This window comes from Entomohabitans teleogrylli (genome assembly GCF_001484765.1).
Classification (GTDB): Bacteria; Pseudomonadota; Gammaproteobacteria; order Enterobacterales; family Enterobacteriaceae; genus Entomohabitans; species Entomohabitans teleogrylli.
Map to the genome: position 1 here is coordinate 99,558 of NZ_LLXO01000014.1, position 22,177 is coordinate 121,734.

A 22,177-nucleotide genomic window follows, 5' to 3' on the forward strand; every position below is an offset into this window, starting at 1 on the left:
GATTCCTCCTTACGGGATATTCTCCATAAGGCGCCTGAATCGCAGCTCAACGCCGGGCGCATCCGTGCTCCCGGGCGATGGTTATTTCGCCGGCTGCTCCGCGCGCGTCAAAAGCCGCCGCAGCCCCACCGCGCCGATAAAAGCGAGGATCAGCGCGCTGATCAGCACGACAGAGAAGGCATGGTCAAATGCGCCGCTGGCGCGCTGTATCAACAGCGCGGCCTGATCGCTGTTTAGCGCGCCGGCCACGCGCAGCGCTTCGTCGATGCTGTCCTGGACCAGGATGCTTTCGCGGTTATTCAGGAACGTCGGAATCGACAGGCTGCGGCTGTAAATTGCCGACATCATCCCACCCAGCAGGGTGATGCCGAAGACGCTGCCCAGCTCATAGGCGACATCCTCAATCGACGCCGCCATGCCGGATTTGTGATCCGGCGCGTTAAGCATGATCGCCGTTGACGCGGCAGTGAACACGGCGCCGATCCCGAATCCCATCACAAACAGACTGGATACGGTCAGTAACGCAGAGCATTGCCAGCTTGCCGCCAGCCCGGCGATACCGAGGCCGGTGAGTATAAATCCTCCCGGCAGGATATGCCGCTCCGGCAGTGTGCCGAGCAAGCGCCCGGTAATCGGTCCCGCCAGCGCCGAGGCGACAGGGATCGGCAGCAGATACAGGGCCGCCTGCAGCGGCGTGAAGCCGGCAACCAGCTGCAGGCGCTGGCTGAGCACCAGTTCCACCCCGACCATCGCCACCATGGCGAGCAGCGCGGCGGCGACTCCGCTGCGAAACAGCGCATTGCCGAACAGGCTAAAATCGATCATGGGTTGCGACAGTCGCTGCTGGCGGCGGTAGAACGCCAGCAGCAAACCGCTGCCGCCGATCAGCGTGGCGGCAAACAGCGGCAGCGACGTTGTCGGGCTGCTGAAGGATTTCAGGGCCCAGACCACGCCCACCAGCCCGGGCATAACCAGCAGCGCGCCGGCCCAGTCACAGTGGCGTTGACGCTGCGGCGCCAGCGTCGGAATCAGCGTCGCCGCCAGCGGCCATACCAACAGTACGATGGGGACGTTGATCAGAAACACCGCTCCCCACCAGAAGTGTTCCAGCAGTACGCCGCCGACCACCGGTCCGATAGCCGCGCCGCCGGAGGCGACGGCAGCCCAGACGCCGATAGCCATCGCCCGCTCCCGGGGCTGCCGGAAGACGTGGCGGATCACCGACAGGGTGGCCGGCATCATCAGGGCGGCGCTGACCGCCAGCGCTACCCGGGCGGCGATAAGCCATGGCGCGTCAGGAGCGCAAGCGGCGCCCAGCGATGCCGCGCCAAACAGCGCCAGCCCGCTGAGCAGCATTTTTTTATGTCCGGTGCGGTCGCTGAGCATCCCGCAAACCGGCAACAGTCCCGCCACCACCAGCGGATAGGCATTGATGATCCACAGCTTCTGGCTGGCGCTGGCGTTCAGGGCCAGGGTGAGTTGCGGCAGAGCGGTGTACAGTACCGTCATATCCACGACAATCAGAAACAGTGCGCTGGACACGAGGGTCAGGATCAACCAGCGAAAATTTGTGTGCATAATAACGTCCATTAGCAGTGCGTTTCCCGGAATGGGGAAACCGTTATAATATAAATCCATACGTTCGTATTTAAAAGGGGTGCTATGGGGCGTCAACGAACTATCGATCGGGAAAAAGTGCTGGACGCGGCGGAAACCATTGTCGCCACCCAGGGGGCGGCGGCGCTGACTATTGACGCGGTTGCCAGGGCGATGGATATCTCCAAGGGAGGCGTGCAGTACTGCTTTGGCAGCAAAGACGCGTTAATCGACGCGATGTTTGAGCGCTGGGGTAAAGCCTATGACGAGGTATTTGAGCAGGCGCTGCGCGCCGATGATTCGCCGCCGAATGTGGTTCGCGCCCACATGCTGGCCACGCGCCGTTATGATCAGGCCTCCAGCGCCAAAGCGGCAGGGCTGATGGCGGCGCTGATCCAGACGCCGCAACACCTTGACAGTACCCGCCAGTGGTACCGGGAGCGTATTGCGCAACTGGATTTAAACAGCGCGGCGGGGCGCCGGGCGCGGTTGGTGTTTCTGGCTACCGAAGGGGCCTTCATGCTGCGCTACTTTGGCCTGATGACGATAGATCAGGCGGAGTGGGAGGCGATTTTTGATGATATCGCCCGGCTGGCGGAGAGCGATGGCGGACCTGCTTAGCGATCGGCTGTCGGCTTTTTCGGGCGATATTTCTCCGGCAGCTCAGGTACCGGGCGGCGATCGTCAATCAAATGCCACAGCGTCAGGACAGGATGGCACCACAGCATACGCGGGCCGGCCCAGCGCATGATCTGTTTCATCTCTTCGCGTCTGGCGGCCTGGTAGCAGTGTACCGGACACTGTTTGCAGGCCGGTTTTTCGCTACCGAACACGCAGCGGTCAAGACGTTTGAAGGCATAAGCGCGTAGCTGGTCGTAGTGCTCCCGATCGGCAAGGGCTGCCGGACAGCGCTGTTGGTAGAGGGCGATCATCCGGGCAATGGTGCGCTTTTCCCGGTTAATGCGTGGCGCGTCGGACATCGTCTTTGCTCCTCCCGGTTATATAATGTGTATTTAGTATATATGTTTTGAGTGGCGTAATGCTAACTGCCAATACCGTCAGATGCGGTTATGTTCAATCTCTTTTAATCCCGGGATCCGGGTTGTGGTGAATTATGCGATTGCGATCGCAACCAGGGGACAGATTACCGCTATTTGCTTGCCGGCCATGGACATTTGCCGGAAACTGATACGCTATCTCTGTCAATTCCATCTCTTCATCCTGAGGATTGGTCCAATGCGCCATTAATGCCGCCGTCGCCATGACGGCCTGTTTTGCCCCTTCTGCCCGCGGGCGGCAGGGAATGACCGGCATTTCTGGAGCAACAATCTATGATCAATCCTTCAATCACGCTGGAAGGCGTATCGTTTATTTTGCCGGATGGCAGAACGCTTTTTTCCGATCTCAATGCGCAGTTTGACGCCCGGCACACCGGTCTGGTAGGGCGCAATGGTGTGGGCAAAACGCTGCTGGCGCGGATCATGGCCGGAAGTGTGTCGCCCACCCGCGGGCGCTGTATCTGCAACGGCAAGCCTGGCTGGCTGGCGCAGCAGACGACGCCGGCGGCGGATGCCAGCGTCGCCAGCCTGGCGGGGGTACAACCGCTGCTTGATGCGCTGGCGCGTATTGAGGCGGGCAGTTGCGCCTCTGAGGATTTTGACGCGCTCGGCGAACACTGGGATGTACGCCAGCGGCTGGAGGCGCAACTGAAAAATCACGGTCTCGGCTACCTGAAAGCGGAGACCCCGGCCAGAACCCTGAGCGGCGGCGAGGCCATGCGCGTCGCCCTGGCAGGGATAATGCTGGCGGAAGTGGATTATCTGATCCTCGACGAGCCGACTAACCATCTCGATAGCCCGAGCCGCGCAACGCTGATTGACTGGCTGCGGGGCTGGCCGGGCGGCCTGCTGGTGATTAGCCACGATCGGCAACTGCTTGATAGCATGGATCGTATCGTGGAGCTGTCTGCAACGGGCCTGCGCAGCTATGGCGGCAATTATTCCTTCTATTTCCACACTCAGGCGCAGGAACAGCAGGCGGCATGGCAGCGGCTGGAAGCGCGCAAACTGGAACGCCAGCGTCAGGAGCAGGCGCTGCGCCAGCAGAGCGAACGCCAGGCGCGACGTAAAGCGCGCGGCGAGCGCCACGGCAGACAGGCTAATCAGGCGAAAATATTGCTGGACCGCCAGAAAGAGCGCAGTGACGACTCCGCCGCCAGGCTATGCCTGCGCCATGACGCTATACGCGAGCGCCTCTCCCGCGAGGTGGACGCCGCCGCGCAGCAGGTTGCTGAGTATGCCGCGGTTAATGTCCATGGGCCGCAGGTCTGCGGGGGCGCTAAACGCCTGGTGGCCGCGCTGGAGGCAGTGACCCTGCCGTTTATCCGCGGGCCGGGTCGCCAGATCACCATGTCGATCGGCGGCCGCCAGCGGATCGGGATTGTCGGGCCGAATGGTTGCGGCAAGAGCACGCTGCTCAGACTGCTGGCCGGGCAGCTTGAGCCGCTGGCCGGGGTGTGCCATACCACGCCGCACAAGGTGTATCTTGACCAGTGGCTGAGGCGTCTTGATACGACCCGGCCACTGTTGGAGCAACTGCGGGCGCTGAATCATACCCTGACGGAGAGCGAACTGCGTATGCGCCTGGCGCAACTGGGGCTGGAGGCGCAGAAAATCGCGCTACCCGTCGGCGTACTGAGCGGCGGGGAGCAACTGAAGGCTACGCTTGCCAGCGTACTGTATGCTGAGCCGCCGCCGCAGCTGTTGCTGCTGGATGAGCCGAACAATCATCTCGATCTCCCTTCATTACAGGCGCTGGAAACCATGCTGTGCCGCTATCAGGGCGCCATAGTGGTGGTGTCCCACGACGCCTGTTTCCTCGACCATCTGCAACTCACCGACAGATTACTGGCCACGGCGCAGGGCTGGCGGCTGGAACCCTGGTAAAGCGCTTATGCCGTCGCGCGGTGGCGGCATTGATTGCCGTTTTGTCGCTTGTCTGGTCCCCGGCTGACGTTTCCGTCCCGCCAATCTGGTCGCCTTTTTCTGACAATCTGGTGCTTAAGCCACCATTTCCCCCTTGCTAAGGTCTGTGTCAGACGACGCCCGATACGGCCTCAGGCCCGGGCGCAAACCTGGCAACGGAGAAATTAGCATGAGCGGAAAACTGCAAGGAAAAGTGGCGCTGATCACCGGCGGCGCATCGGGTATTGGCGAAGCGATTGCCAAAACGTACGTCAAAGAAGGCTGCAAAGTGGCGCTGCTCGACATTGACGCGCCGCGCCTGGAAAAGGTCGCTAAAGAAATTGCCGATCTGGGCGGCGATGTCATTTCAATGGTGGTCGATGTGGTGGACGAGCAGCCGGTGATGGCGGCGTTCAGCCAGACCGTGGCGCGCTGGGGACATATCGATCTGGTCGTCAATAGCGCCGGGCGCGACTCCCTGTCGCCGCACATTTCAGAAACCACCCTCGAAGAGTGGCACAAGACCATTGGTCCGAACCTGACCGGCGTCTTCCTGTGCTGCCGTGAAGCTTTCCGGGTCATGGAAAAGCAACCGAGCGGCGGGCGCATTATGAACATCGGTTCTTCCTCCGCCCGCATGGCGTCCTGCCCGGGGCACAGCCCGTACCGCGCTTCCAAGCACGGCATGATGGGGCTGAGCAAAAACATCCTGCTGGAAGGGATGAATAAAAACATTGGCGTGACAGTGATTAACCCGTCTCACGTTAAAACCCCGATGACCGAAGTGCTCGACAGCGGCGTTTATGACGGCGGTAAGGTGCATACCGACGGCTGGCTGGATGAAAAAGAGCTGCGCGAAGGTATCTACAACAGCTGTATCGATGTGGAAAACGTCGCCGAAATCGCCCTGTACATCGCCACCCGCACCCCGGACGTTACCGTCCCGACCGTGGCGTTCTACCCCACCCACAAAGCTCACCGCTACGGCATGGAAGTGTAGGAGAAAAGTCATGAATAACCTGACGGCGGACCAACTGGCCAAATACTTCGACCATACCCAACTCAAGGCTTACGCCACTGAGGATGATTTCCGCGCGCTGTGCGCGGAGGCAAAACAGCACAACTTCATGATGGTGGCGATTAACTCGGTGCCGGTGGCGACCTGCAAAGCGCTGCTGGCGGGCAGCGATGTCCATGTCGGCGCCGCCATTAGCTTCCCGCTGGGGCAGACCACCATTGCGGTGAAATGCTTCGAAACCGAGCGCGCTATCGCCGAAGGGGCGGATGAGATCGACTACGTCATCAACGTCGGCAAGCTCAAAGAGGGCAACTACGCGTGGATAGAAGAAGAGATGCGGGCGATTGTCACTCTCTGCCGCGCCGCCGGCGTCTGCTCTAAGGTCATCTTTGAAACCTGTTACCTGACCAAAGATGAGATTGTCCGGGTGGCGGAGATTGCCCGGGAAGTCAAACCGGACTTTGTGAAGACCTCCACCGGTTTCGGCACCGCCGGGGCGACGGTGGAAGACGTGGCGCTGATGAAGAAAACCGTGGGCGACGCGGTGAAGGTGAAGGCCTCCGGCGGAGTGCGCGATCTGGATACCTGCCTGGCAATGATCGCCGCCGGCGCCGAGCGTATCGGTAGCTCCAACAGCGTGAAAATCCTTGAGGAGTTCAGGCAGCGTTACCCGCAATAAGGAGCCGGGCATGTCGTTAAAAATGGTGGTCACGGATCTGGACGGCACCCTGCTGACGTCGCAGGACACTTTAACCAGGGCATCGGTTGACGCTTTTAACGTGCTGCAACAGCAGGGCATCCTGGCCGTCGTGGCGACGGGCAGGATGTACCGGGAGGCGCGCTTCGCCGCCGAAGCGATTGGCGCGACCCGTTACTTTGTCGGGATGAACGGCGCCCAGACTCTCGATCTGCACAGCGGAGAGCAGCTCTACGACCAGGCGCTGGACGCTGCGACGGTGCGGTTTATCAGCCAACTGCTGGATGAACTGGGGGTGTTTTACCAGATCTACACCCGCGACCGGGTCCATGTACGCCGGCACTGGCTGGACAATATTGGCGCATCGGGCATGAAAGAGGAGTACCTGCGCCGCTTCGCCGACCAGCTCCAGCCGTTCAGCGATCCCGGCGAGTTACCGGCGGTGAAGATGTTTATTCTGTGCCGGGACCAAAGCCAGCGCCAGCGTATTCGCGACGCGCTGGCGCCGTTGCCGGCGGTTTCGCTGGTGGCGTCCCATCATCACTACTTTGAAGTGCTGCCCCGGGGCCTGAATAAAGGGGTGGCGCTGCAACACCTTTGCGCCCATCTCGGCATCGCGCCGGGCGAGGTCGCCGCCATCGGCGACAGCGACAACGACATTGAACTGCTGTCCACCGCCGGAGTTGGTATCGCCATGGGCAATGCCTTTACCCGCCTGCGGCAGATAGCCGATCACATTGTTCCTTCTAATGATGAAGACGGCGTGGCGTATGCCCTGACCGAAATCATTCCACAGTATTTATGAGGTATCACATGAAAGCAGCCTATTTTTATGACCCCAGCGATATCCGGGTGGAAGAAGTATCGGTACCGCAGGCGGCGGCGGATGAACTGGTCATCAGGATGAAAGCCAGCGCCATCTGCGGTACCGATCTGCGGATCTATAAGTTCGGCCATTTCAAAATACCCGCCGGCACCCGGCGCGTACTGGGCCATGAAATTGCCGGTGAAGTGGTACAGGTCGGCGCGCAGGTGAAGCATTTCCGCCCCGGGATGCGCGTGGCGCTGCCGCCTAACGTCGGCTGCGGCTCCTGCGCCATGTGCCGTAAAGGCTATACCCAGCTGTGCCCGACCTATGAAGCGTTCGGCATCAGCTACGACGGCGGTTTCCAGGAGTACATTCGGGTGCCCGGCAACGCCATCCAGCGCGGCAACGTGGTGCCGATTCCCGATGGGATCTCCTGGGAAGAGGCGGCAATGGTGGAACCGTTCTCCTGCGCTTATCACTCTTACAAAGCGCTCAATATCCGCCCGGGCGACAGCGTGGTGGTGATTGGCGCTGGCCCGATTGGCGCCTGCCATGTGCTGATGAGCCGTCTGGCCGGGGCGTCGCGGGTGATGGTGGCGGACGTACAGGATAACCGTCTGGCGGAGATGAAAGCGCTGGGCGCCGATGTGGTCATCAACACGGCGACTACCGATCTGCGCGAAGCGGTGCTGGCGGAAACCGACGGCGAGGGCGCTTCGGTGGTGATTACCGCCTGTTCGGTACCGGAGGTACAGGCGCTGGCTATGGAGATCGCCGCCACCCACGGGCGTATCAACCTGTTTGGCGGTATGCCAAAAGGCAAGGAGATCGTGCCGCTCAACACCAACCTGATTCACTACAAGGAGCTGACGGTGCTTGGTACGACCGGCTCCAGCATTAACGACTATTGCGAGTCGATGGCGCTGGTGGCGGCAGGGCGACTTTCTCTGCTGCCGCTGGCTACGGCGCGTTTCACTATCGACGACATCAACAACGCTTTCCGCTACGCCCTGTCCGGTGAAGGGATGAAGGCGCTGGTCGTGGAGGGCTAGCCGATGAACAGGACGACGATGAAAGCCGCGGTGCTACATGCCCCGGCGGATCTGCGCATTGAGCAGGTTGCACTGCCCGGCTACGGGGAGGATGAAGTACTGGTGGAGGTGAAAGCCGCAGGGATCTGCGGCTCGGATATCGACCGTATTATGACCACCGGCACCTATCGTTTCCCGACCATTCCGGGACACGAATTCAGCGGCGTGGTGGCGAAAGTGGGTAACGGCGTAACGCGCTTCGCGCCGGGCGATCGGGTCGCGGTGGCGCCGATCCTGCCCTGTTACCACTGTGACTACTGTCAGCAGGGAGACTATGGTCTGTGCGATCACTACAACTACCTCGGCTCGCGTACTGACGGCGGATTCGCCGGTTATGTCGCCGCGCCGCAGCAGAATCTGGTGCGGCTGCCGGATGATGTCGACTTCGCCAGCGGCGCGATGGTGGAACCGGCGGCGGTAACGCTGCACGGTATGATGCGCGCCGGGATCCGCGCCGGAGACTGCGTGGCGGTGCTGGGCTGCGGCGCGCTGGGGCTGTTCGCCATTCAGTTTGCGCGCATCCTCGGCGCCACGCGCATCATTGCCAGCGATATCGCATCGGACAAACTGGTGCTGGCCCGCCAGATGGGGGCGACGGAAACCATTGATGCCCGCTCTGTCGATCCGCTAGCAACCATTAGCGCGCTGGGGATGGCGGATGTGACGGTGGAAACCGCCGGCGCCTGCGCTACCCAGGTGCAGGCGCTGGCGGTTACCCGCAAGCATGGCCGCGTGTTGTATCTCGGGTCGGCTCATGCCGATGTGGTTATTCCCGCGGCGCAGTTCGAACTGTTGCTGCGCCGCGAACTGACGCTCACCGGCTCGTGGAATTCATTTTCCGCGCCGTTCCCCGGCCGTGAATGGCCGGCGGCGATCGATTACATGCAAAATGGTGCCTTACTAACAAAACCTCTGATTACTCACACCATTTCGCTTGACGCGCTGCCGCAATTCATGAGGGATATGAAGCACCGCACGGTGACTTATACCAAAGTCATTGTAGAACTATAACAACGATATGCGAGGAACATCTTATGGCTCTATTTGCCCTGAAAAATTACCGGGATCCGTCGATTAGTCTGGCGACGCAGCGTCGCCAGTGGGGAGTGCAGTTTCTCAAAGCCTTCCTGGCGGTCTTCCTCGGTTACATGGCGATGTACCTGATCCGCAATAACTTCAAGGCCGCCGGGCCGATGTTGAAAGAACAACTGGATATGACCACCACCGAGCTCGGGCTGATTGGCCTGGGCTTTTCCATCACTTACGGAGGATGCAAGGTTTTAGTCGGTTTCTACATCGACGGTAAAAACACCAAGAAGTTCCTGGCGGCGCTGCTGGCCCTGTCGGCGTTTTCGGTGCTGGCGATGGGGCTGGTCATGAGTTACCACGGCTCGCCGATCGGCATTTTGATCACCCTGTGGGGGCTGAACGGTCTGTTCCAGTGCGCCGGCGGGCCGGCGTCTTATTCGGCGTTAACCCGCTGGACGCCCAGAGTAAAGCGCGGGCGCTATCTCGGGCTGTGGAATATGTCCCATAACGTCGGCGGCGGTCTGGCAGGGGCGCTGGCGCTGTGGGGGGCGAACGTCTTTTTCGATGGCAATGTGGTGGGGATGTTTATTTTCCCGTCGCTTGTCGCCTTGTTGATTGCCGTGGTGACCTACTATCTGGGCAAAGGCGATCCGCGGGAGCTGGGCTGGAACCGGGCGGAAGAAATTTTTGACGAGCCGGTAGCGGAGATGGATCGCCATGAGAACGAGAGTAAGTGGCAGATCGTTAAAAAACATGTGCTGTTCAACCCGTTTGTCTGGATCCTCTGCATCTCAAATATCTTTGTCTATGTGATTCGCATCGGCGTGGATAACTGGGCGCCGCTGTATGTCTCTGAACAGTTCAACTGGTCGCGCAGCGACATGGTCAATACCATTTTCTACTTTGAGATGGGGGCGCTGGTGGCCAGCCTGTTCTGGGGCTACATCTCGGATCTGCTCAAAGGGCGGCGGGCGATTGTGGCGGTGGGCTGTTTTGTGCTGATTATCTTCGCGCTGCTCAGTTACCGCTATTCCACCTCGGTATTCATGATTAACGCCTCGCTGGCGGCGCTGGGGTTGCTGATTTTCGGGCCGCAACTGATGATCACCATCGCGCTGGTGGACTTCGTGCCGAAAAACGCCGTCAGTATGACCACCGGGCTGTCGGGCTTCTTCGCATACATGCTGGGGGATTCTATCGCCAAGGTGTATCTGGCGATGATTGCCGATCCCGCCAAACAGGGGGTGAGTTTTTTCAATACCACATTGCACGGTTGGCACGATGTCTTCGTTATCTTTTACTGGTGCGTGTTCTTCGGCATTGTGCTGCTGTCGATAGTGGCTTTTGCTGAGGAAAAACGTATCCGGGCGGCGAAACGCGCCCGGCAGAGCGAGGTCGCTATCGGGTCGTAACCGTTTTACCGCGTACAGAGTTGGCTCAGGCGGCGGATTAACGCTTCAGTATTGGGCAGGGAATCCGCCGCGCAGTACATATACAGCGAATTCGCATAGGTGCTGTCCAGCGCGCCGAGGGGCAGCAGACTGATCTGCCGCCCCTGCATCCGTATTACTGCACTGGCGTCGGGCGGGCAGTCCAGGGTAATCATCCGGCTGACGCCCGGCTGCCCTTGCCAGATGGCTTTGGCTCCCAGATGGCGGCGCAGCATCTCTTCAATCCCCTGATTGCGCGCCAGCACCCGATGTTGCAGGGTGTCCAGATAGCGATGGTAGGCGCCGGAGCGCAGGATCTCTTCGGCGTAAATCTGGATCAGATTACTGATGCGCGGCTCGACCTGGGATTTGACCTCCAGTAACCGTTTAACGGTGTTGCGCGGCGCGACAATCCACGCCAGGCGCATACTGTGGCCGATGGTGTTGGTAAAGGTGCCGATGTAGATAACACTGGATTCCGCCCCAGGGTAAGAACGCATCGGTAGCGGTGCGTCAAACAGGCCGCGCATAGCGTCGATTTCGATCACCGGAATATCATGGCGGCGGCACATGGCGTACTGGGCCTGTTTATTGGCCTCGCTGGTCATGTGGCAGGTAGGCCAGTGGTCCAGCGGCGTGGTGAGGAAAAACGCATGGCGATGGCGGGCGATATGGTTTTGCAGCACCTGCGGCGAGATACCGTCGGCGCCCATCGGAATGGGGATCGCCGGCGCCCCCTGGCTGGTGAGAATCGAAGTGTAATAACCAGGCGCTTCATACATCACCGGGGCGAAACGGCCAAAAAAGGCGCAGGCAATAATGTACAGCGCGTTAGAGATGCCGCTGGTAATCACGATGTCTTCCGGCGAACAGCTTATCGCCAGGCGGCTTTTCAGGTGTTGCGCCAGCAGTTCGCGTAATTGCAGGAAGCCGATATCGTCATAATTCATAAAATCCGCGCTGGCGATGCGCCGCGATACCGCCTCTGAGACCTCCATTAGCGGAGTCTGGGGAGAAAAATCCATACCCGGCCACATCAACAGACTTTTGCTGTAAGCGCTGCCGTGGGGCTCCGCCGCATCGTCCCGGGCCCGCGACTGACGCGCCTTATGGATAATCAGCGGCCAGTCGATGCCCGGAGCTTTCAGGCTTGAGACCGCGCGCGACTTTTCCCGGGTAGTGATGACGCCGTCATCCGCCAGCACGTTAAACGCTTCGACCACCGTCGTTTTGCTGACCTGCAGCAGGGTGGCGATATGGCGTTGAGAAGGGAGTTTATGGCCGGTAGGATGGCTTTCCAGGTATTTTTTAATACTGCAGGCCACCTGAAGATATAAAGGCATTTCCGCATCCGGATTGACGGGGATCAGCACGTTGCACTCCTTGCCGTAGACCGGCGGTATTTGCCGTTTCTGAATACCCCATACTAGCCGTTTCTCTGCGCCGTCGCGGTATTTGTTACCCGGAGTGTGAAGCGGCGCGGATCTGCATGACCATGCGGTATGTGAATGATTTTTATTACCTTAATCTGCCCGGGCGCGGACCCGTCGCACGGCTCAGAGCAGCGGCGTAATACGCGCCAGTAAATCGTCTGCCAGCCGCGGCGCCTCGCGATACTGTTCCGGCTGGCGGTCAGTGATTTCACCGCGGTAAGCGCGGCGGGCGATGTCCAGCAACGCACGCCGTTCGGCGGGGAGCCGGGCAAGGGCCCACGTTGCGGCGCTATCTTTGGCCAGCCACTCTCCGCTGCTGGCGGTATACCAGATTCTCGCCAGCGTCAGCAGCACATTACGTTCGTCACCGCGCAGATTTGCCATCAGTTCCGGCAGAAGATCGCGCAGCGCCCGGCGAATCTGCGCCGGCGCGATCTCCGGCAGCAGATGCTGTACGGGAGGGCCGAACAGGGGATGAGCCTGCTGGCGAGCCTGGGCCAGCACCAGGGTATATTCGGCGTCGCTGCAGGGCGCAGCGGCGGCGCCGGCTTCGAAAGCCTCGCGCAGCCATTCGCCATAAATAAAGTCGACGCGCGCCGGGAAAGGGGCTGGCTGTAAATCCGCCCTGAGAAACAGCATCACTTCCAGACAGCGCGGACCGCCCGGTTCAGCGGGGTAACGGGCGGAAATCTGTAAAAGTTCGGCGAGCAGGCGAGCGCGCTGGCTGGCTGTCAGCGAACGATCAATCACCGCCAGCAGGTCGATATCGCTGTGCGGCTTTAACCCGCCGGCGACCGCGGAGCCGTGCAGATAGACCGCCAGCAGCGCCTCTCCGGCAATCTTTTTTAGCGCCAGCAATAGCCAGTCCGTTTGCGGTGCAATATTGGCGGTCATAATGATTATCCGCGGCCGTGAAGTGTGGCGCTTATATTACCGGGATGACAGGCGATGACCAGAGACTTTTGGGTAGCGTTCCGTCGGTTTCGCTGCGGGGCAGGCTGGCGGAATGCAATAGCCGTCTTCGGACCGTGCAAAAAGCATTCCGCCAGGAAATTACCTGATATAACAAACGTTGACGGCGAGAAATTATGACGGCGTTGTAATTAAAAAATTCTCCTGCATTTTTCTGAAGTCGTTATCGGTAAAGCCCAGCTCATTCTTTATATAGTCGGCAACACTACCGGATATCTGTTTCATGGCATCGATGGCGGCGATAATAAAGGATTCGCGGGTATCAATCAGCGTATGCAAATAATCGAGGACATCCTGATTATCGGTAATTTGCTGGTAGGCGGCCATTTTCACCTGATTACGCGTCAGGCGGTTTGCCCCGGTGAGCATATAGTCATCAATGATGTCCTGTTCGGCAACCCCCAGCATAGCGAGAATCAATAATGCGCCATAGCCGGTGCGGTCCTTGCCGCCGCGGCAGTGCTGAATATTCGGCACATTACCGGCGTCGAGCAGTACCTGAATCATCGCTTTAAAGGCGCTTTTCGATTTCGCGCTGGTGACAAAATGACGATATTGCTCAATCACCTGGGCGCCCTGACCATTAATAAGCTCGGGCGCAATATCGCGCATCACGCTCTCTATCAGGGCGCGGTCTTCGTTACTCGGCTCGGCGGCGAACTGGGCGGCTAATTCCGCGGTCTGCGCCGTGGCGTCGAGGTGAAAGGTCTGGCGTTCACCAACCGGGCAATTAGGGCTTTTGGCGATTTCATTGGCGCTGCGGTAGTCGATAATCGTCTGAATATGCAGCCCTTCAATATAGACCCGGGCTTCGGGAGTCAGGTTATAGAGATGATTTGAGCGATACAGTATCCCCCATTGCACCGTTTTTCCCTCCGCGCCGCGATAGCCGCCAAGATCGCGAAAATTATTTATTCCGGGCACCGGCAGGGTACGTTCGGCAAACAGCCACGCTTTACCGTGCCGCTCAATAATAAAATAGATTCGCTGCCGGCCCTCCAGGGGATCGGTAAATTGCAGCGGACTGGTGGCGTGTTCGCTGATTAATTGCCGGTCAGCGCTGTTAATATCATTATCCCGGGTCCAGTAAAGGGCGGCATTATTCAGCGCCGGGGAAAAGATAATTTCAAGCTGCGTCCGGCTGCTGCGGGTTACTGAAAACTGCACTGTTTCATTCATACCTCATCCCTTAATTTAAAATACCGAGCATCGAAAAAATCACTCCCAGACACATCATGCCGACGATCAGCGCCACGGTATGCTTGCCTTTGAACTTCCTGACCAGGAAGAAGATGCCGAGTGAGAACAGCAGGGTGAGCAGGTTGGGAATCACCTTGTCGAACATCTCCTGCACTTTGATCGACTGCTCGCCAACCGCGATAACCAGCGGCGTGGATATTTTCACCGTGGTGGCGATAAGCGACCCCAGCACCATCACCCCGACCACGTTGGCAATATTGGAAATACGCTGAATGATGTTGGAATTCTTCGACTGCTCGATTAAATCCACGCCTTTGTTATAGCCATAGTGGATAAAGAAATATTTGGAACCGACGTTGACGATGTTAAATAACAGGAACATCAGGATTGGGCCGATAAGGTTGCCCTGCAGGGCGAAGGCGGCGCCAATACTGCCGCAAATCGGCAGCCAGGTGAATTTCAGCAGGCTGTCGCCGAGACCGGCGAACGGCCCCATCAGACCGGCTTTCACCGACACCACGGCCTCTTTTTCCTCTTCGCTGGTTTTTTCCTCCAGCGCTGCGGTAACCCCGAGGATCAGCGCGCCGGTATTGACCTGTGAATTATAGAATTCGAGGTGGCGCTTCATGGCTTTAATCCGGGTGGCTTGATCGGCGTTTTCATACAACCGCTCCAGCACCGGAATCATGCAGTGGGCAAAGCCAATGGTCTGCAACTTTTCATAGTTATAGGAAAAGGACATTGACTGGATATTCCAGAAAATGCGGTTGAGGTCTTTCTTCGTCAGCTTTTTATCCTGGGCTGAATGATCGGCCACGTTATAGGAGGCGATGTCGCTCATAAATCATATCCTTCTTCAGTCTCAGCGTCGGACTGTTGCTCTTTTGCTGGCGCGTTACTGGCGTTATTGTTGGCATTGCTGTAGGCCATGTCATAAAGCACAGCGAAGGCCAGGGCGATAAAGGTGATGGGAATAATCGGTAGCTTTAAATAGGTGGTGAGCATGAAACCGAGCAGGAAGAAAAACCACATCCGGCCTTTCAGCAGCATCAGCAGCAGAATACATACCCCGATCGCCGGGATCATTTTCGAGGCCACGCCCATACCGGTCAGGATACTCTCCGGTATCGACTCCAGAATGCGGCTCACCAGATCGCCGCCAAAATAGACCGCCAGGAAGCAGGGAACGGCGCGAATCAGGAACCACAGCGGGGTGGAGAAATAGTGGACCTTGAGCAGCCCGCGGTAATCGCCTTCCTGAATAGACTTCTCGGCCCAGACGTTGAGGAAGCTGGCGAAAGAGCGCCAGATAATCAGTAATTGCTGGCAGAGTATCGAGACCGGCACAGCGAGGGCGATCCCGGCGGCGATCCCGCCTTTGGAGGCGATACCCAGCGCGACGCCAATAATCGACCCGGCAATAATATCCGGGGCGGAATAGGCGCCAACGTTACCGATACCCATCCACATCAATTCCAGGGTGGCGCTGATCGCCAACCCCTGAACCATATCGCCCATAATAATCCCCGCCACGGTGCCGGTAAGCAGCGGCCGGCGCAGCATCTGCGGCCCAACGTCATCCATTGAGCAAATACCGGCCCAGATGGCGACTAAAATAGCTTCAATTAACATAGCTCTATCCCTGTTGATTAAGCGCAGCGCTAAATTAATGTCTGAAGATCGACAATGGGATCTTTCGGGACCATCTGTATTTCGACGGGAATATTTCTGGCGATCAGCGCTTTAAAGGCCTGCTCTTCCTGCGGCGTAACGGCTACAGCGCGCGATAAACTTTTTCTCCCTTCCTGCATTCTCATGCCGCCGACATTGAGCTTATCGATTTTTACGCCGCCCTCCACCAGGGTATTCACGTCAACGCTATTGGTAAACAGCAGCATGGTGCGGCGTTTAATTTCGGTCTTCTTGAGGATTTCAATAAAGTGCTGGACGCCGAAAACCTGTACTTTTAATTCCGGCGGCGCCGACATGGTCAATACCGACTGCTGAACTTTATCGCCGGCCACTTTATCGTTAATAATCAGCACCTGCTCAATGTCATGATTTTTTACCCAGGTAGTGATGACCTGCCCGTGGATCAGGCGGTCGTCGATTCTGGCAAGATTAATTGGCATAGTTATTTCCCCCTACAGATCCATTGAATGTGTTTGTTCAGCCTGTAACCGATCCCCGACGTTAAAGCAACTGCCCGGAAATACCTCTTCGATCACCTTGCCTATCTCCTGTAACGGCAGGTCACGATTACTGAGCACTTCAAGCAGTGTGGGAATGTTGAACCCGCAGAACAGCAGGATGTCGTCATGGGTCAGCAACAGTTCGCTGGCTAAATTGCACGGTGAACCGCCCATCATATCGACCAGAATCACCACCCCATCGCCCTGGTTGATGGCCTGGCAGGTGTCTGCCAGCAGGATGCGGGCATCATTGATATTGGTTTCCGGCTGTAGCGCGACCACCGCCACGTTGTGCTGTTTCCCGAGCAGCATTTCTGCGCAGGAGAGCGCACCCTGGGCAAAGGGGCCATGGCTGGCCAGAATGACTGGAATTTCAGTTGGCATATTGACTCCCGCTCCGCGGTTAGTGTGACAATGTTACTTAATGTTTTATTATTTTTAGTAATACTATTACTTTCAGGCGGGGGAATACAGCGTCAAAAAGCCCATTTATTGATTATGCGAGGGATGTCACTCTTCATGTATTGATAGTGTTAATGATGTTCGGCTGGCGCGCGGTATCACGCAGGTCACAGAGGAAAAGGCTTCGGGCCAGAGGGACAGGACAGAGAGAGGATAAGGGAAGTAAGGCAAGCCGCTATGACTTGTGATTCTGGTTGTAGAAGCGTTCGGCGCGATTCTGAATCTGTTTTAGCAGTCGCTCATCGTACTGCTGGATAAACAGGTTAGTCACCAGCATGTTGATCACTGAAAGCTGGGACATTTTCGAGCGGATGGGGATCAGGCGCGAGATGCTCTCGCTGGTGATGGTGTGCAAAAGCACGCTGGCCAGGGCGGAGATACGGCTTTGCCCCATTTTGGTGATGGCTATCGACGGCACGCCAAGCTGCTGCGCGACAGTCAGCAACTTCACGCCTTCGAGGTTTTCACCGGAGTGGGAGATAATGATCACCAGATCATTTTTATCGAGAGTATTGGCGATACTGTACTGAATGCTGTAGTCCGGGTGACAGCTGACATCTTTTTTAATTTTGATCAGCTGGTATTCAAGTTCTTTTCCCACCAGGCCGCTGCTGCCGGCGCCATAAATAATGATCTTATTGCTGTTTCTGATAAGCCGGGTGGCCTGCTCTAATTGTTCGACGTTAACGATGGCGTGCGTTTCATCAATCGACGACTTTTCGATTAAATGAATTTTACGGTTCACTGCCTCGATAGAGTCGTCAAGATTGATATCTTCCTGCAGGATATTATCGTGTTTGCGATTGCCCGCCGAGGTAATCAGGTCAATCTTAAGATCGCTGAATCCCTGATAACCCAGCTTATGGCAGAGACGCAAAATAGTGGTGGTGCTGACATTATTGGCTTTAGCAAGGGACTGAATACTCATACTCTTTAACGATGACTTATTCGCCAGAATATAGTCAGCGACAAAGCGCTCTTTGGCAGACAGGCTGTTATTCACTTCCCTTAACTTTAAGTCAAGCATTTGACACCTTGTATGACCTGAATCGGTTATTAGCCGATCATCATACAAGCTCATCTGGTGCCGAGCAAATAAGTACCGGGGGTGGTTATCGATAATGTATGGCGATAAGAACCCCCGTTATCGGTGACTTCCAGCAGATGATCGCCAGCGGCGAGGCGCAGTTTTGCCGTGCCGCTGTGGTCGCTGCTCACGTCGTGGCGCAGACCGTTAAGGGTGACCTGCTGGCCGGGGGAATAAGCGAAATAGACCACGGCGATCGGCGCGTTATCTGGCTGCGCCTGAGCCTGAGCCTGAGCCTGAGGCGTGGGAGGAGACTCAACGATGGGCGCCGTCGGCGGCGCAGCGGGGGCGACCTGCGCGGCGTTAACGGGGGCATCGCCAGGCGGTATTGTCGGTGAGGCGCCCGCGATCTGCGGGTCGGGAAGAGACGGCACCGGGTCGCCGGGGCGCATCAGCCACAGCGCAACGGCGGCAATAAGCGCCAGCGCCGCGCCAGCGCCGGCTATCAACGGCCAGCGGCGGCTAACCTCGCGCGGTGCTGCCGGGGATGGGCTGGTCGCTGGCGCCGGCGCGGTCGGCGCAGCAGCCGATGGCGCGGTGTCTGGGGTACCGGCGATCGGCAGACGCAACAGATCGGCCAGTTCACGGAGGCTCTGCGGCCGGTGCTGCGGTTTTAAGGCCAGCGACTGGTCAATGGCATACAGCAGTTCCGCGGAATAACCCGGCGGACGTAGCGTCATTAACGGCTGGTAGTTATCTTCGATGCTGCGCACCACGCTAACCGGCGGCGGCGCGCCGGCCACCAGGGTATGCAGCACCGCGCCCAGCGAATAGATATCAGTCCATGCGCCGCGATCGCCCTCGTCGCTGTCGGTATACAGTTCGAAGGGCGCGAAGCCCGGTTTGAGCATCATTTCGGTGGTATCCGACACATTCCCGATAGCTTTACGTGCCGACCCGAAATCCAGTAGCACCGGCATCTGGTTGTCCTGGATCTGAATGTTATCCAGCGAGATATCGCAGTGCAGATAGCCCTGATGGTGTAACGTCTCAATGGCGCTGAATAGCGGCGGCAGAATGCGGCGGATCCAGGTTTCGTTGATTTTACCGGGCTGTTGCTGGTGGCGTTTTTTCAGCGTAGTTCCGCTGTAATACTGCGTTCCCATATAAGCGGTACCGTTCTGTTCCCAGAAACGTAGCACCTGCACCAGCCCGGGATGGGAGAATCGCGCCAGCAGGCGCGCCTCCTGGATAAAGCTGCTCAGACCGGCATCGAATGCCCCTTTGAGGCGTTCACCGCGCAGGGCCAGGCTATGGTCTGCGCGGCGCAGCGCTAACTGGTCGGGCATATACTCTTTAATCGCGATGGTGCGCTCCAGTTGGTGATCGGTGGCGCGGTAGACGATACCGAATCCGCCTTCGCCGATCACATCGCGAATTTCGAACTCGCTGAACCGGTAGCCTGGCGGGAGATGACGGGCGTGTGGCCCGGTGGTCTGTTGCGACATATCAGGGACTCTCAAATGGCGAACAATAGCGAAAAAGGCATTTCAGGACTGCCAGGCACGGACGGCTTCGTCCTGCCTCCGGCCTGGCGTTACGGGTCTTTATATGCCGCTATTCCAGGAACTGGTGGATAAATTCATTGTCCTGCACAGAAAGATGCAGGGTTCGGTAGCGGCGTTCACCGGCCGCGGCGCTCAACAGTTCGTGGCTCAGGCGCGGCAGTAGGGTGCTGGTCAGGATGGCGTTCACCATGCGCCCACCGGATTCCACTTCACAGCAGCGGCTGATAATGCGCTCAACCAGCGCATCGTCCCAGTCGGTGGCGATGGCGTAATTATCTGCCAGGCGCTGGCGGATGCGTTCCAGTTGCAGGCGGATAATATTCCCGAGACTGGCGTCGCTGAGCGGATAGTAAGGGATCACCTGCAACCGCCCGAGCAGCGCCGCCGGGAAGACTGCGCGCAGCGGCTGGCGCAGGGCGGCGGTCAGCGCCTCCGGCTCCGGCAGGAGCTGGGGATCGCGGCACAGATCGGTGAGCAAATCGGCGCCGACGTTGGAGGTCAGGATGATAACGGTATTGCGGAAGTCGATATGGCGTCCTTCGCCATCCTCCATCCAGCCTTTATCGAACACCTGGAAAAAGATTTCATGCACGTCGGGATGGGCTTTCTCAATTTCATCCAGCAGCACCACACTGTACGGGCGGCGGCGTACCGCTTCGGTCAGCACGCCCCCTTCGCCATAGCCGACATAGCCCGGCGGCGCGCCTTTCAGGGTTGAGATCGAGTGCGGCTCCTGAAATTCGCTCATGTTGATGGTGATCAGATTTTGCTCGCCGCTGTACAGCGTATCCGCCAGCGCCAGCGCAGTTTCGGTTTTCCCCACGCCGGAGGGGCCGGCGAGCAGGAACACGCCGACCGGCTTATGGGGATCGTCAAGCCGCGCCCGGGAGGTTCTGACCTGGCGGGCGATCGCATCCAGCGCGTGGCGCTGCCCGGTCACCCGCTGGCTCAGGGTATCGGCCAGATTCAGCACCGCATCAATGTCGTTTTTCACCATTCTGCCCAGTGGAATACCGGTCCAGTCCGAGACCACCGCGCCGACCACCGCGCTATCGACGGCGGCGAATACCAGCGGCGTTTCGCCCTGAAGCGCTTTCAGCCGCGCCTGGTGCGTCGCCAGTTGCGCGCACAAATCCTCTTCCGGCGCCGGTGGCGGGGAAACCGCGGTCTGATGGAGAGCGGCGCGCAGTTCGATAATCTTTTCCGTCAGCGCTTTTTCCTGCTGCCAGCGTTCAGTGAGCTGCGCCAGGCTGTGGCGCAGGGTTGCGAGGTCGTCATCGATCTGCGCGCCGCGCAGCGGGTCGCCGGCGCCGATGCGCGCTTCGCGCAGGACAATTTCCCGTTCGGTTTCCAGGGCGTGGATCCGCTGGAGACAATCCTGGAGGCAGTCCGGCCGGGCGTGCTGGCTGACGGCGACGCGGGCGCAGGCGGTGTCCAGCAGGGCGATGGCTTTATCCGGCAACTGGCGCGCCGGGATATAACGGTGGGAGAGCCGGACCGCGGCCTCAATGGCTTCATCAAGCACCAGCACGCGGTGGTGGCGTTCCAGCGGCGTAACAATACTGCGCAGCATTTGCAGCGCTTTTTCCTGCTGTGGCTCCTGAACCTGAATCACCTGAAAACGGCGGGTCAGCGCCGGATCTTTCTCGATATATTTTTTGTATTCCGACCAGGTGGTGGCGCCGATCGTACGCAATTGTCCGCGCGCCAGCGCTGGTTTGAGCAGGTTGGCGGCATCCCCCGTACCCTGAGGGCCGCCGGCGCCAATCAGGGTGTGAATTTCATCAATAAACAGAATGATTGACGTCGGGCTGGATTGCACCTCGTGGATGATGGCGTTAAGCCGCTTTTCAAATTCCCCCTTTACGCCGGCGCCGGCCTGCAACAGACCGGTATCCAACAACCACAGTTCGACATCGCGCAGCGGCGGCGGCACTTCGCCGCTGACAATACGCTGGGCCAGCCCCTCGACTACCGCGGTTTTGCCGACGCCGGCCTCCCCGGTGAGCAGCGGGTTGTTCTGGCGCCGGCGCATCAAAATATCGATCATCTGGCGGATCTCTTCATCGCGGCCGGTGACCGGGTCTATCTCCTGGCGGCGGGCGCGGGCGGTCATGTCCTGAGCGTACTGCGCCAGCGCTCGCTCTCCGTCTCCGCTGGCGGGAGCCGCGGTCTGAGGTTCAGAAGGCTGCTCGCAGGAGTGAGCGGTAATCTGCGCCAACTGTTCGCTGAGTTGGTCGGCGCTGATACGCGCCAACTCGCCGCAGATACTGTGCAGTATGCGGCGCAGAGCGCGGGTTTCGAGGATCGCGGCCAGCAGGTGTCCGCTGCGAATCCGGCTGGCGGCGAACTGTAGCGAAGCGTAAATCCACGCCTGTTCCACAGCGCTGTCGATATGCTCGGAAAAGTCCGTCACGGCGCTGGCGCCGCGCGGCAGGCGGTCGAGGGCGCTGATAATATCCTGCGCCACGCGCTGATCGGCTATCTCATAGTGGCGCAGGATCAGCTGCAAATCGTTGTCCGGGGTCTGGATTATCTGATGTAGCCAGTGCGCCAGTTCAACGTAGGCGTTGCCGCGTAGTTTGCAGAATGCCGTGGCGCTTTCCAGCGCCGAAAAGAGTAGCGGATTGAGCTTTGCAAATAGTACCGAACGGTTTATTTCAGCCATGATGGTCCTCAGAAATGCGTTGC

At 58.7% G+C, this 22,177-nt stretch carries 20 protein-coding genes; 8 read left to right on the forward strand and 12 right to left on the reverse strand.

Going from position 1 to position 22,177, the window contains the following annotated elements:
• Nucleotides 1-81: 81 nt before the first annotated feature.
• Nucleotides 82-1,578: an MFS transporter gene (locus tag AQ981_RS17020; RefSeq protein WP_058913032.1), complete on the reverse strand. Its 1,497-nt coding sequence runs from the start codon at nt 1,576-1,578 to the stop codon at nt 82-84.
• 84 nt (nt 1,579-1,662) lie between these two features.
• On the opposite strand from AQ981_RS17020, the gene AQ981_RS17025 reads away from it, so the two are divergent.
• Nucleotides 1,663-2,217, forward strand: a complete 555-nt coding sequence (locus tag AQ981_RS17025; RefSeq protein WP_058912937.1) for a TetR/AcrR family transcriptional regulator — start codon at nt 1,663-1,665, stop codon at nt 2,215-2,217.
• Here the strand turns inward: AQ981_RS17025 and AQ981_RS17030 are convergent.
• A complete protein-coding gene (locus AQ981_RS17030) occupies nt 2,214-2,576 on the reverse strand; it encodes a nitrous oxide-stimulated promoter family protein (RefSeq protein WP_058912938.1) in 363 nt (120 codons plus the stop codon). The genes AQ981_RS17025 and AQ981_RS17030 overlap by 4 nt on opposite strands.
• Before the next feature lie 351 nt (nt 2,577-2,927).
• On the opposite strand from AQ981_RS17030, the gene AQ981_RS17040 reads away from it, so the two are divergent.
• The 7 genes from AQ981_RS17040 (at nt 2,928) to uhpT (ending at nt 10,614) form a co-directional block, all read left to right on the forward strand.
• Nucleotides 2,928-4,541, forward strand: a complete 1,614-nt coding sequence (locus AQ981_RS17040) for an ABC-F family ATP-binding cassette domain-containing protein (protein WP_058912940.1) — start codon at nt 2,928-2,930, stop codon at nt 4,539-4,541.
• A 208-nt stretch (nt 4,542-4,749) separates the two neighbouring features.
• The gene (locus AQ981_RS17045) at nt 4,750-5,559 is read left to right on the forward strand and encodes an SDR family oxidoreductase (protein WP_058912941.1); all 810 of its coding nucleotides are present in this window, start codon (nt 4,750-4,752) and stop codon (nt 5,557-5,559) included.
• Nucleotides 5,560-5,569: 10 nt separating this feature from the next.
• The gene (gene deoC, locus AQ981_RS17050; protein WP_058912942.1) at nt 5,570-6,256 is read left to right on the forward strand and encodes a deoxyribose-phosphate aldolase; all 687 of its coding nucleotides are present in this window, start codon (nt 5,570-5,572) and stop codon (nt 6,254-6,256) included.
• Between the two features lie 10 nt (nt 6,257-6,266).
• Nucleotides 6,267-7,079, forward strand: coding sequence for a Cof-type HAD-IIB family hydrolase (locus tag AQ981_RS17055; protein ID WP_058912943.1), 813 nt, complete (start codon nt 6,267-6,269; stop codon nt 7,077-7,079).
• 8 nt (nt 7,080-7,087) lie between these two features.
• Entirely contained in the window at nt 7,088-8,134 is a 1,047-nt protein-coding gene (locus tag AQ981_RS17060; protein WP_058912944.1) for a zinc-dependent dehydrogenase, read from the forward strand.
• A 3-nt stretch (nt 8,135-8,137) separates the two neighbouring features.
• Nucleotides 8,138-9,184, forward strand: a complete 1,047-nt coding sequence (locus AQ981_RS17065; RefSeq protein WP_121500682.1) for a galactitol-1-phosphate 5-dehydrogenase — start codon at nt 8,138-8,140, stop codon at nt 9,182-9,184.
• Between the two features lie 23 nt (nt 9,185-9,207).
• The gene (gene uhpT, locus AQ981_RS17070) at nt 9,208-10,614 is read left to right on the forward strand and encodes a hexose-6-phosphate:phosphate antiporter (RefSeq protein WP_058912946.1); all 1,407 of its coding nucleotides are present in this window, start codon (nt 9,208-9,210) and stop codon (nt 10,612-10,614) included.
• Between the two features lie 5 nt (nt 10,615-10,619).
• Here the strand turns inward: uhpT and AQ981_RS17075 are convergent, their stop codons facing one another.
• The 10 genes from AQ981_RS17075 to tssH form a co-directional block, all read right to left on the reverse strand.
• Nucleotides 10,620-12,005, reverse strand: coding sequence for an aminotransferase-like domain-containing protein (locus AQ981_RS17075; RefSeq protein ID WP_058912947.1), 1,386 nt, complete (start codon nt 12,003-12,005; stop codon nt 10,620-10,622).
• A gap of 183 nt (nt 12,006-12,188) precedes the next feature.
• A complete protein-coding gene (locus AQ981_RS17080; protein WP_058912948.1) occupies nt 12,189-12,959 on the reverse strand; it encodes an aminoglycoside adenylyltransferase family protein in 771 nt (256 codons plus the stop codon).
• 192 nt (nt 12,960-13,151) lie between these two features.
• Nucleotides 13,152-14,216: a tyrosine-protein phosphatase gene (locus AQ981_RS17085; RefSeq protein WP_058912949.1), complete on the reverse strand. Its 1,065-nt coding sequence runs from the start codon at nt 14,214-14,216 to the stop codon at nt 13,152-13,154.
• A gap of 10 nt (nt 14,217-14,226) precedes the next feature.
• Nucleotides 14,227-15,078, reverse strand: coding sequence for a PTS system mannose/fructose/sorbose family transporter subunit IID (locus tag AQ981_RS17090; RefSeq protein ID WP_058912950.1), 852 nt, complete (start codon nt 15,076-15,078; stop codon nt 14,227-14,229).
• The gene (locus tag AQ981_RS17095; RefSeq protein ID WP_058912951.1) at nt 15,075-15,869 is read right to left on the reverse strand and encodes a PTS mannose/fructose/sorbose/N-acetylgalactosamine transporter subunit IIC; all 795 of its coding nucleotides are present in this window, start codon (nt 15,867-15,869) and stop codon (nt 15,075-15,077) included. Before AQ981_RS17095 ends, AQ981_RS17090 begins: the two co-directional genes overlap by 4 nt.
• Before the next feature lie 29 nt (nt 15,870-15,898).
• On the reverse strand, nt 15,899-16,369 hold the full coding sequence (locus tag AQ981_RS17100) for a PTS sugar transporter subunit IIB (protein WP_058912952.1): 471 nt from the start codon (nt 16,367-16,369) through the stop codon (nt 15,899-15,901).
• Between the two features lie 12 nt (nt 16,370-16,381).
• On the reverse strand, nt 16,382-16,813 hold the full coding sequence (locus AQ981_RS17105) for a PTS sugar transporter subunit IIA (RefSeq protein ID WP_058912953.1): 432 nt from the start codon (nt 16,811-16,813) through the stop codon (nt 16,382-16,384).
• Between the two features lie 253 nt (nt 16,814-17,066).
• Nucleotides 17,067-17,918, reverse strand: a complete 852-nt coding sequence (locus tag AQ981_RS17110) for a MurR/RpiR family transcriptional regulator (RefSeq protein ID WP_058912954.1) — start codon at nt 17,916-17,918, stop codon at nt 17,067-17,069.
• A gap of 50 nt (nt 17,919-17,968) precedes the next feature.
• Nucleotides 17,969-19,426, reverse strand: coding sequence for a serine/threonine protein kinase (locus AQ981_RS17115; RefSeq protein ID WP_058912955.1), 1,458 nt, complete (start codon nt 19,424-19,426; stop codon nt 17,969-17,971).
• Between the two features lie 109 nt (nt 19,427-19,535).
• On the reverse strand, nt 19,536-22,154 hold the full coding sequence (tssH, locus tag AQ981_RS17120; RefSeq protein WP_058912956.1) for a type VI secretion system ATPase TssH: 2,619 nt from the start codon (nt 22,152-22,154) through the stop codon (nt 19,536-19,538).
• Between the last annotated feature and the right edge of the window lie 23 nt (nt 22,155-22,177).

Coding starts and splice junctions, on each gene's coding strand:
- AQ981_RS17090 (WP_058912950.1), bottom strand. CDS start 15,078: ATGAGCGACATCGCCTCCTATAACGTGGCCGATCATTCAGCCCAGGAT.
- AQ981_RS17060 (WP_058912944.1), top strand. CDS start 7,088: ATGAAAGCAGCCTATTTTTATGACCCCAGCGATATCCGGGTGGAAGAA.
- tssH (WP_058912956.1), bottom strand. CDS start 22,154: ATGGCTGAAATAAACCGTTCGGTACTATTTGCAAAGCTCAATCCGCTA.
- AQ981_RS17110 (WP_058912954.1), bottom strand. CDS start 17,918: ATGCTTGACTTAAAGTTAAGGGAAGTGAATAACAGCCTGTCTGCCAAA.
- AQ981_RS17080 (WP_058912948.1), bottom strand. CDS start 12,959: ATGACCGCCAATATTGCACCGCAAACGGACTGGCTATTGCTGGCGCTA.
- AQ981_RS17095 (WP_058912951.1), bottom strand. CDS start 15,869: ATGTTAATTGAAGCTATTTTAGTCGCCATCTGGGCCGGTATTTGCTCA.
- deoC (WP_058912942.1), top strand. CDS start 5,570: ATGAATAACCTGACGGCGGACCAACTGGCCAAATACTTCGACCATACC.
- AQ981_RS17115 (WP_058912955.1), bottom strand. CDS start 19,426: ATGTCGCAACAGACCACCGGGCCACACGCCCGTCATCTCCCGCCAGGC.
- AQ981_RS17040 (WP_058912940.1), top strand. CDS start 2,928: ATGATCAATCCTTCAATCACGCTGGAAGGCGTATCGTTTATTTTGCCG.
- AQ981_RS17020 (WP_058913032.1), bottom strand. CDS start 1,578: ATGCACACAAATTTTCGCTGGTTGATCCTGACCCTCGTGTCCAGCGCA.
- AQ981_RS17085 (WP_058912949.1), bottom strand. CDS start 14,216: ATGAATGAAACAGTGCAGTTTTCAGTAACCCGCAGCAGCCGGACGCAG.
- AQ981_RS17065 (WP_121500682.1), top strand. CDS start 8,138: ATGAACAGGACGACGATGAAAGCCGCGGTGCTACATGCCCCGGCGGAT.
- AQ981_RS17025 (WP_058912937.1), top strand. CDS start 1,663: ATGGGGCGTCAACGAACTATCGATCGGGAAAAAGTGCTGGACGCGGCG.
- AQ981_RS17055 (WP_058912943.1), top strand. CDS start 6,267: ATGTCGTTAAAAATGGTGGTCACGGATCTGGACGGCACCCTGCTGACG.
- AQ981_RS17030 (WP_058912938.1), bottom strand. CDS start 2,576: ATGTCCGACGCGCCACGCATTAACCGGGAAAAGCGCACCATTGCCCGG.
- AQ981_RS17045 (WP_058912941.1), top strand. CDS start 4,750: ATGAGCGGAAAACTGCAAGGAAAAGTGGCGCTGATCACCGGCGGCGCA.
- AQ981_RS17105 (WP_058912953.1), bottom strand. CDS start 16,813: ATGCCAACTGAAATTCCAGTCATTCTGGCCAGCCATGGCCCCTTTGCC.
- uhpT (WP_058912946.1), top strand. CDS start 9,208: ATGGCTCTATTTGCCCTGAAAAATTACCGGGATCCGTCGATTAGTCTG.
- AQ981_RS17100 (WP_058912952.1), bottom strand. CDS start 16,369: ATGCCAATTAATCTTGCCAGAATCGACGACCGCCTGATCCACGGGCAG.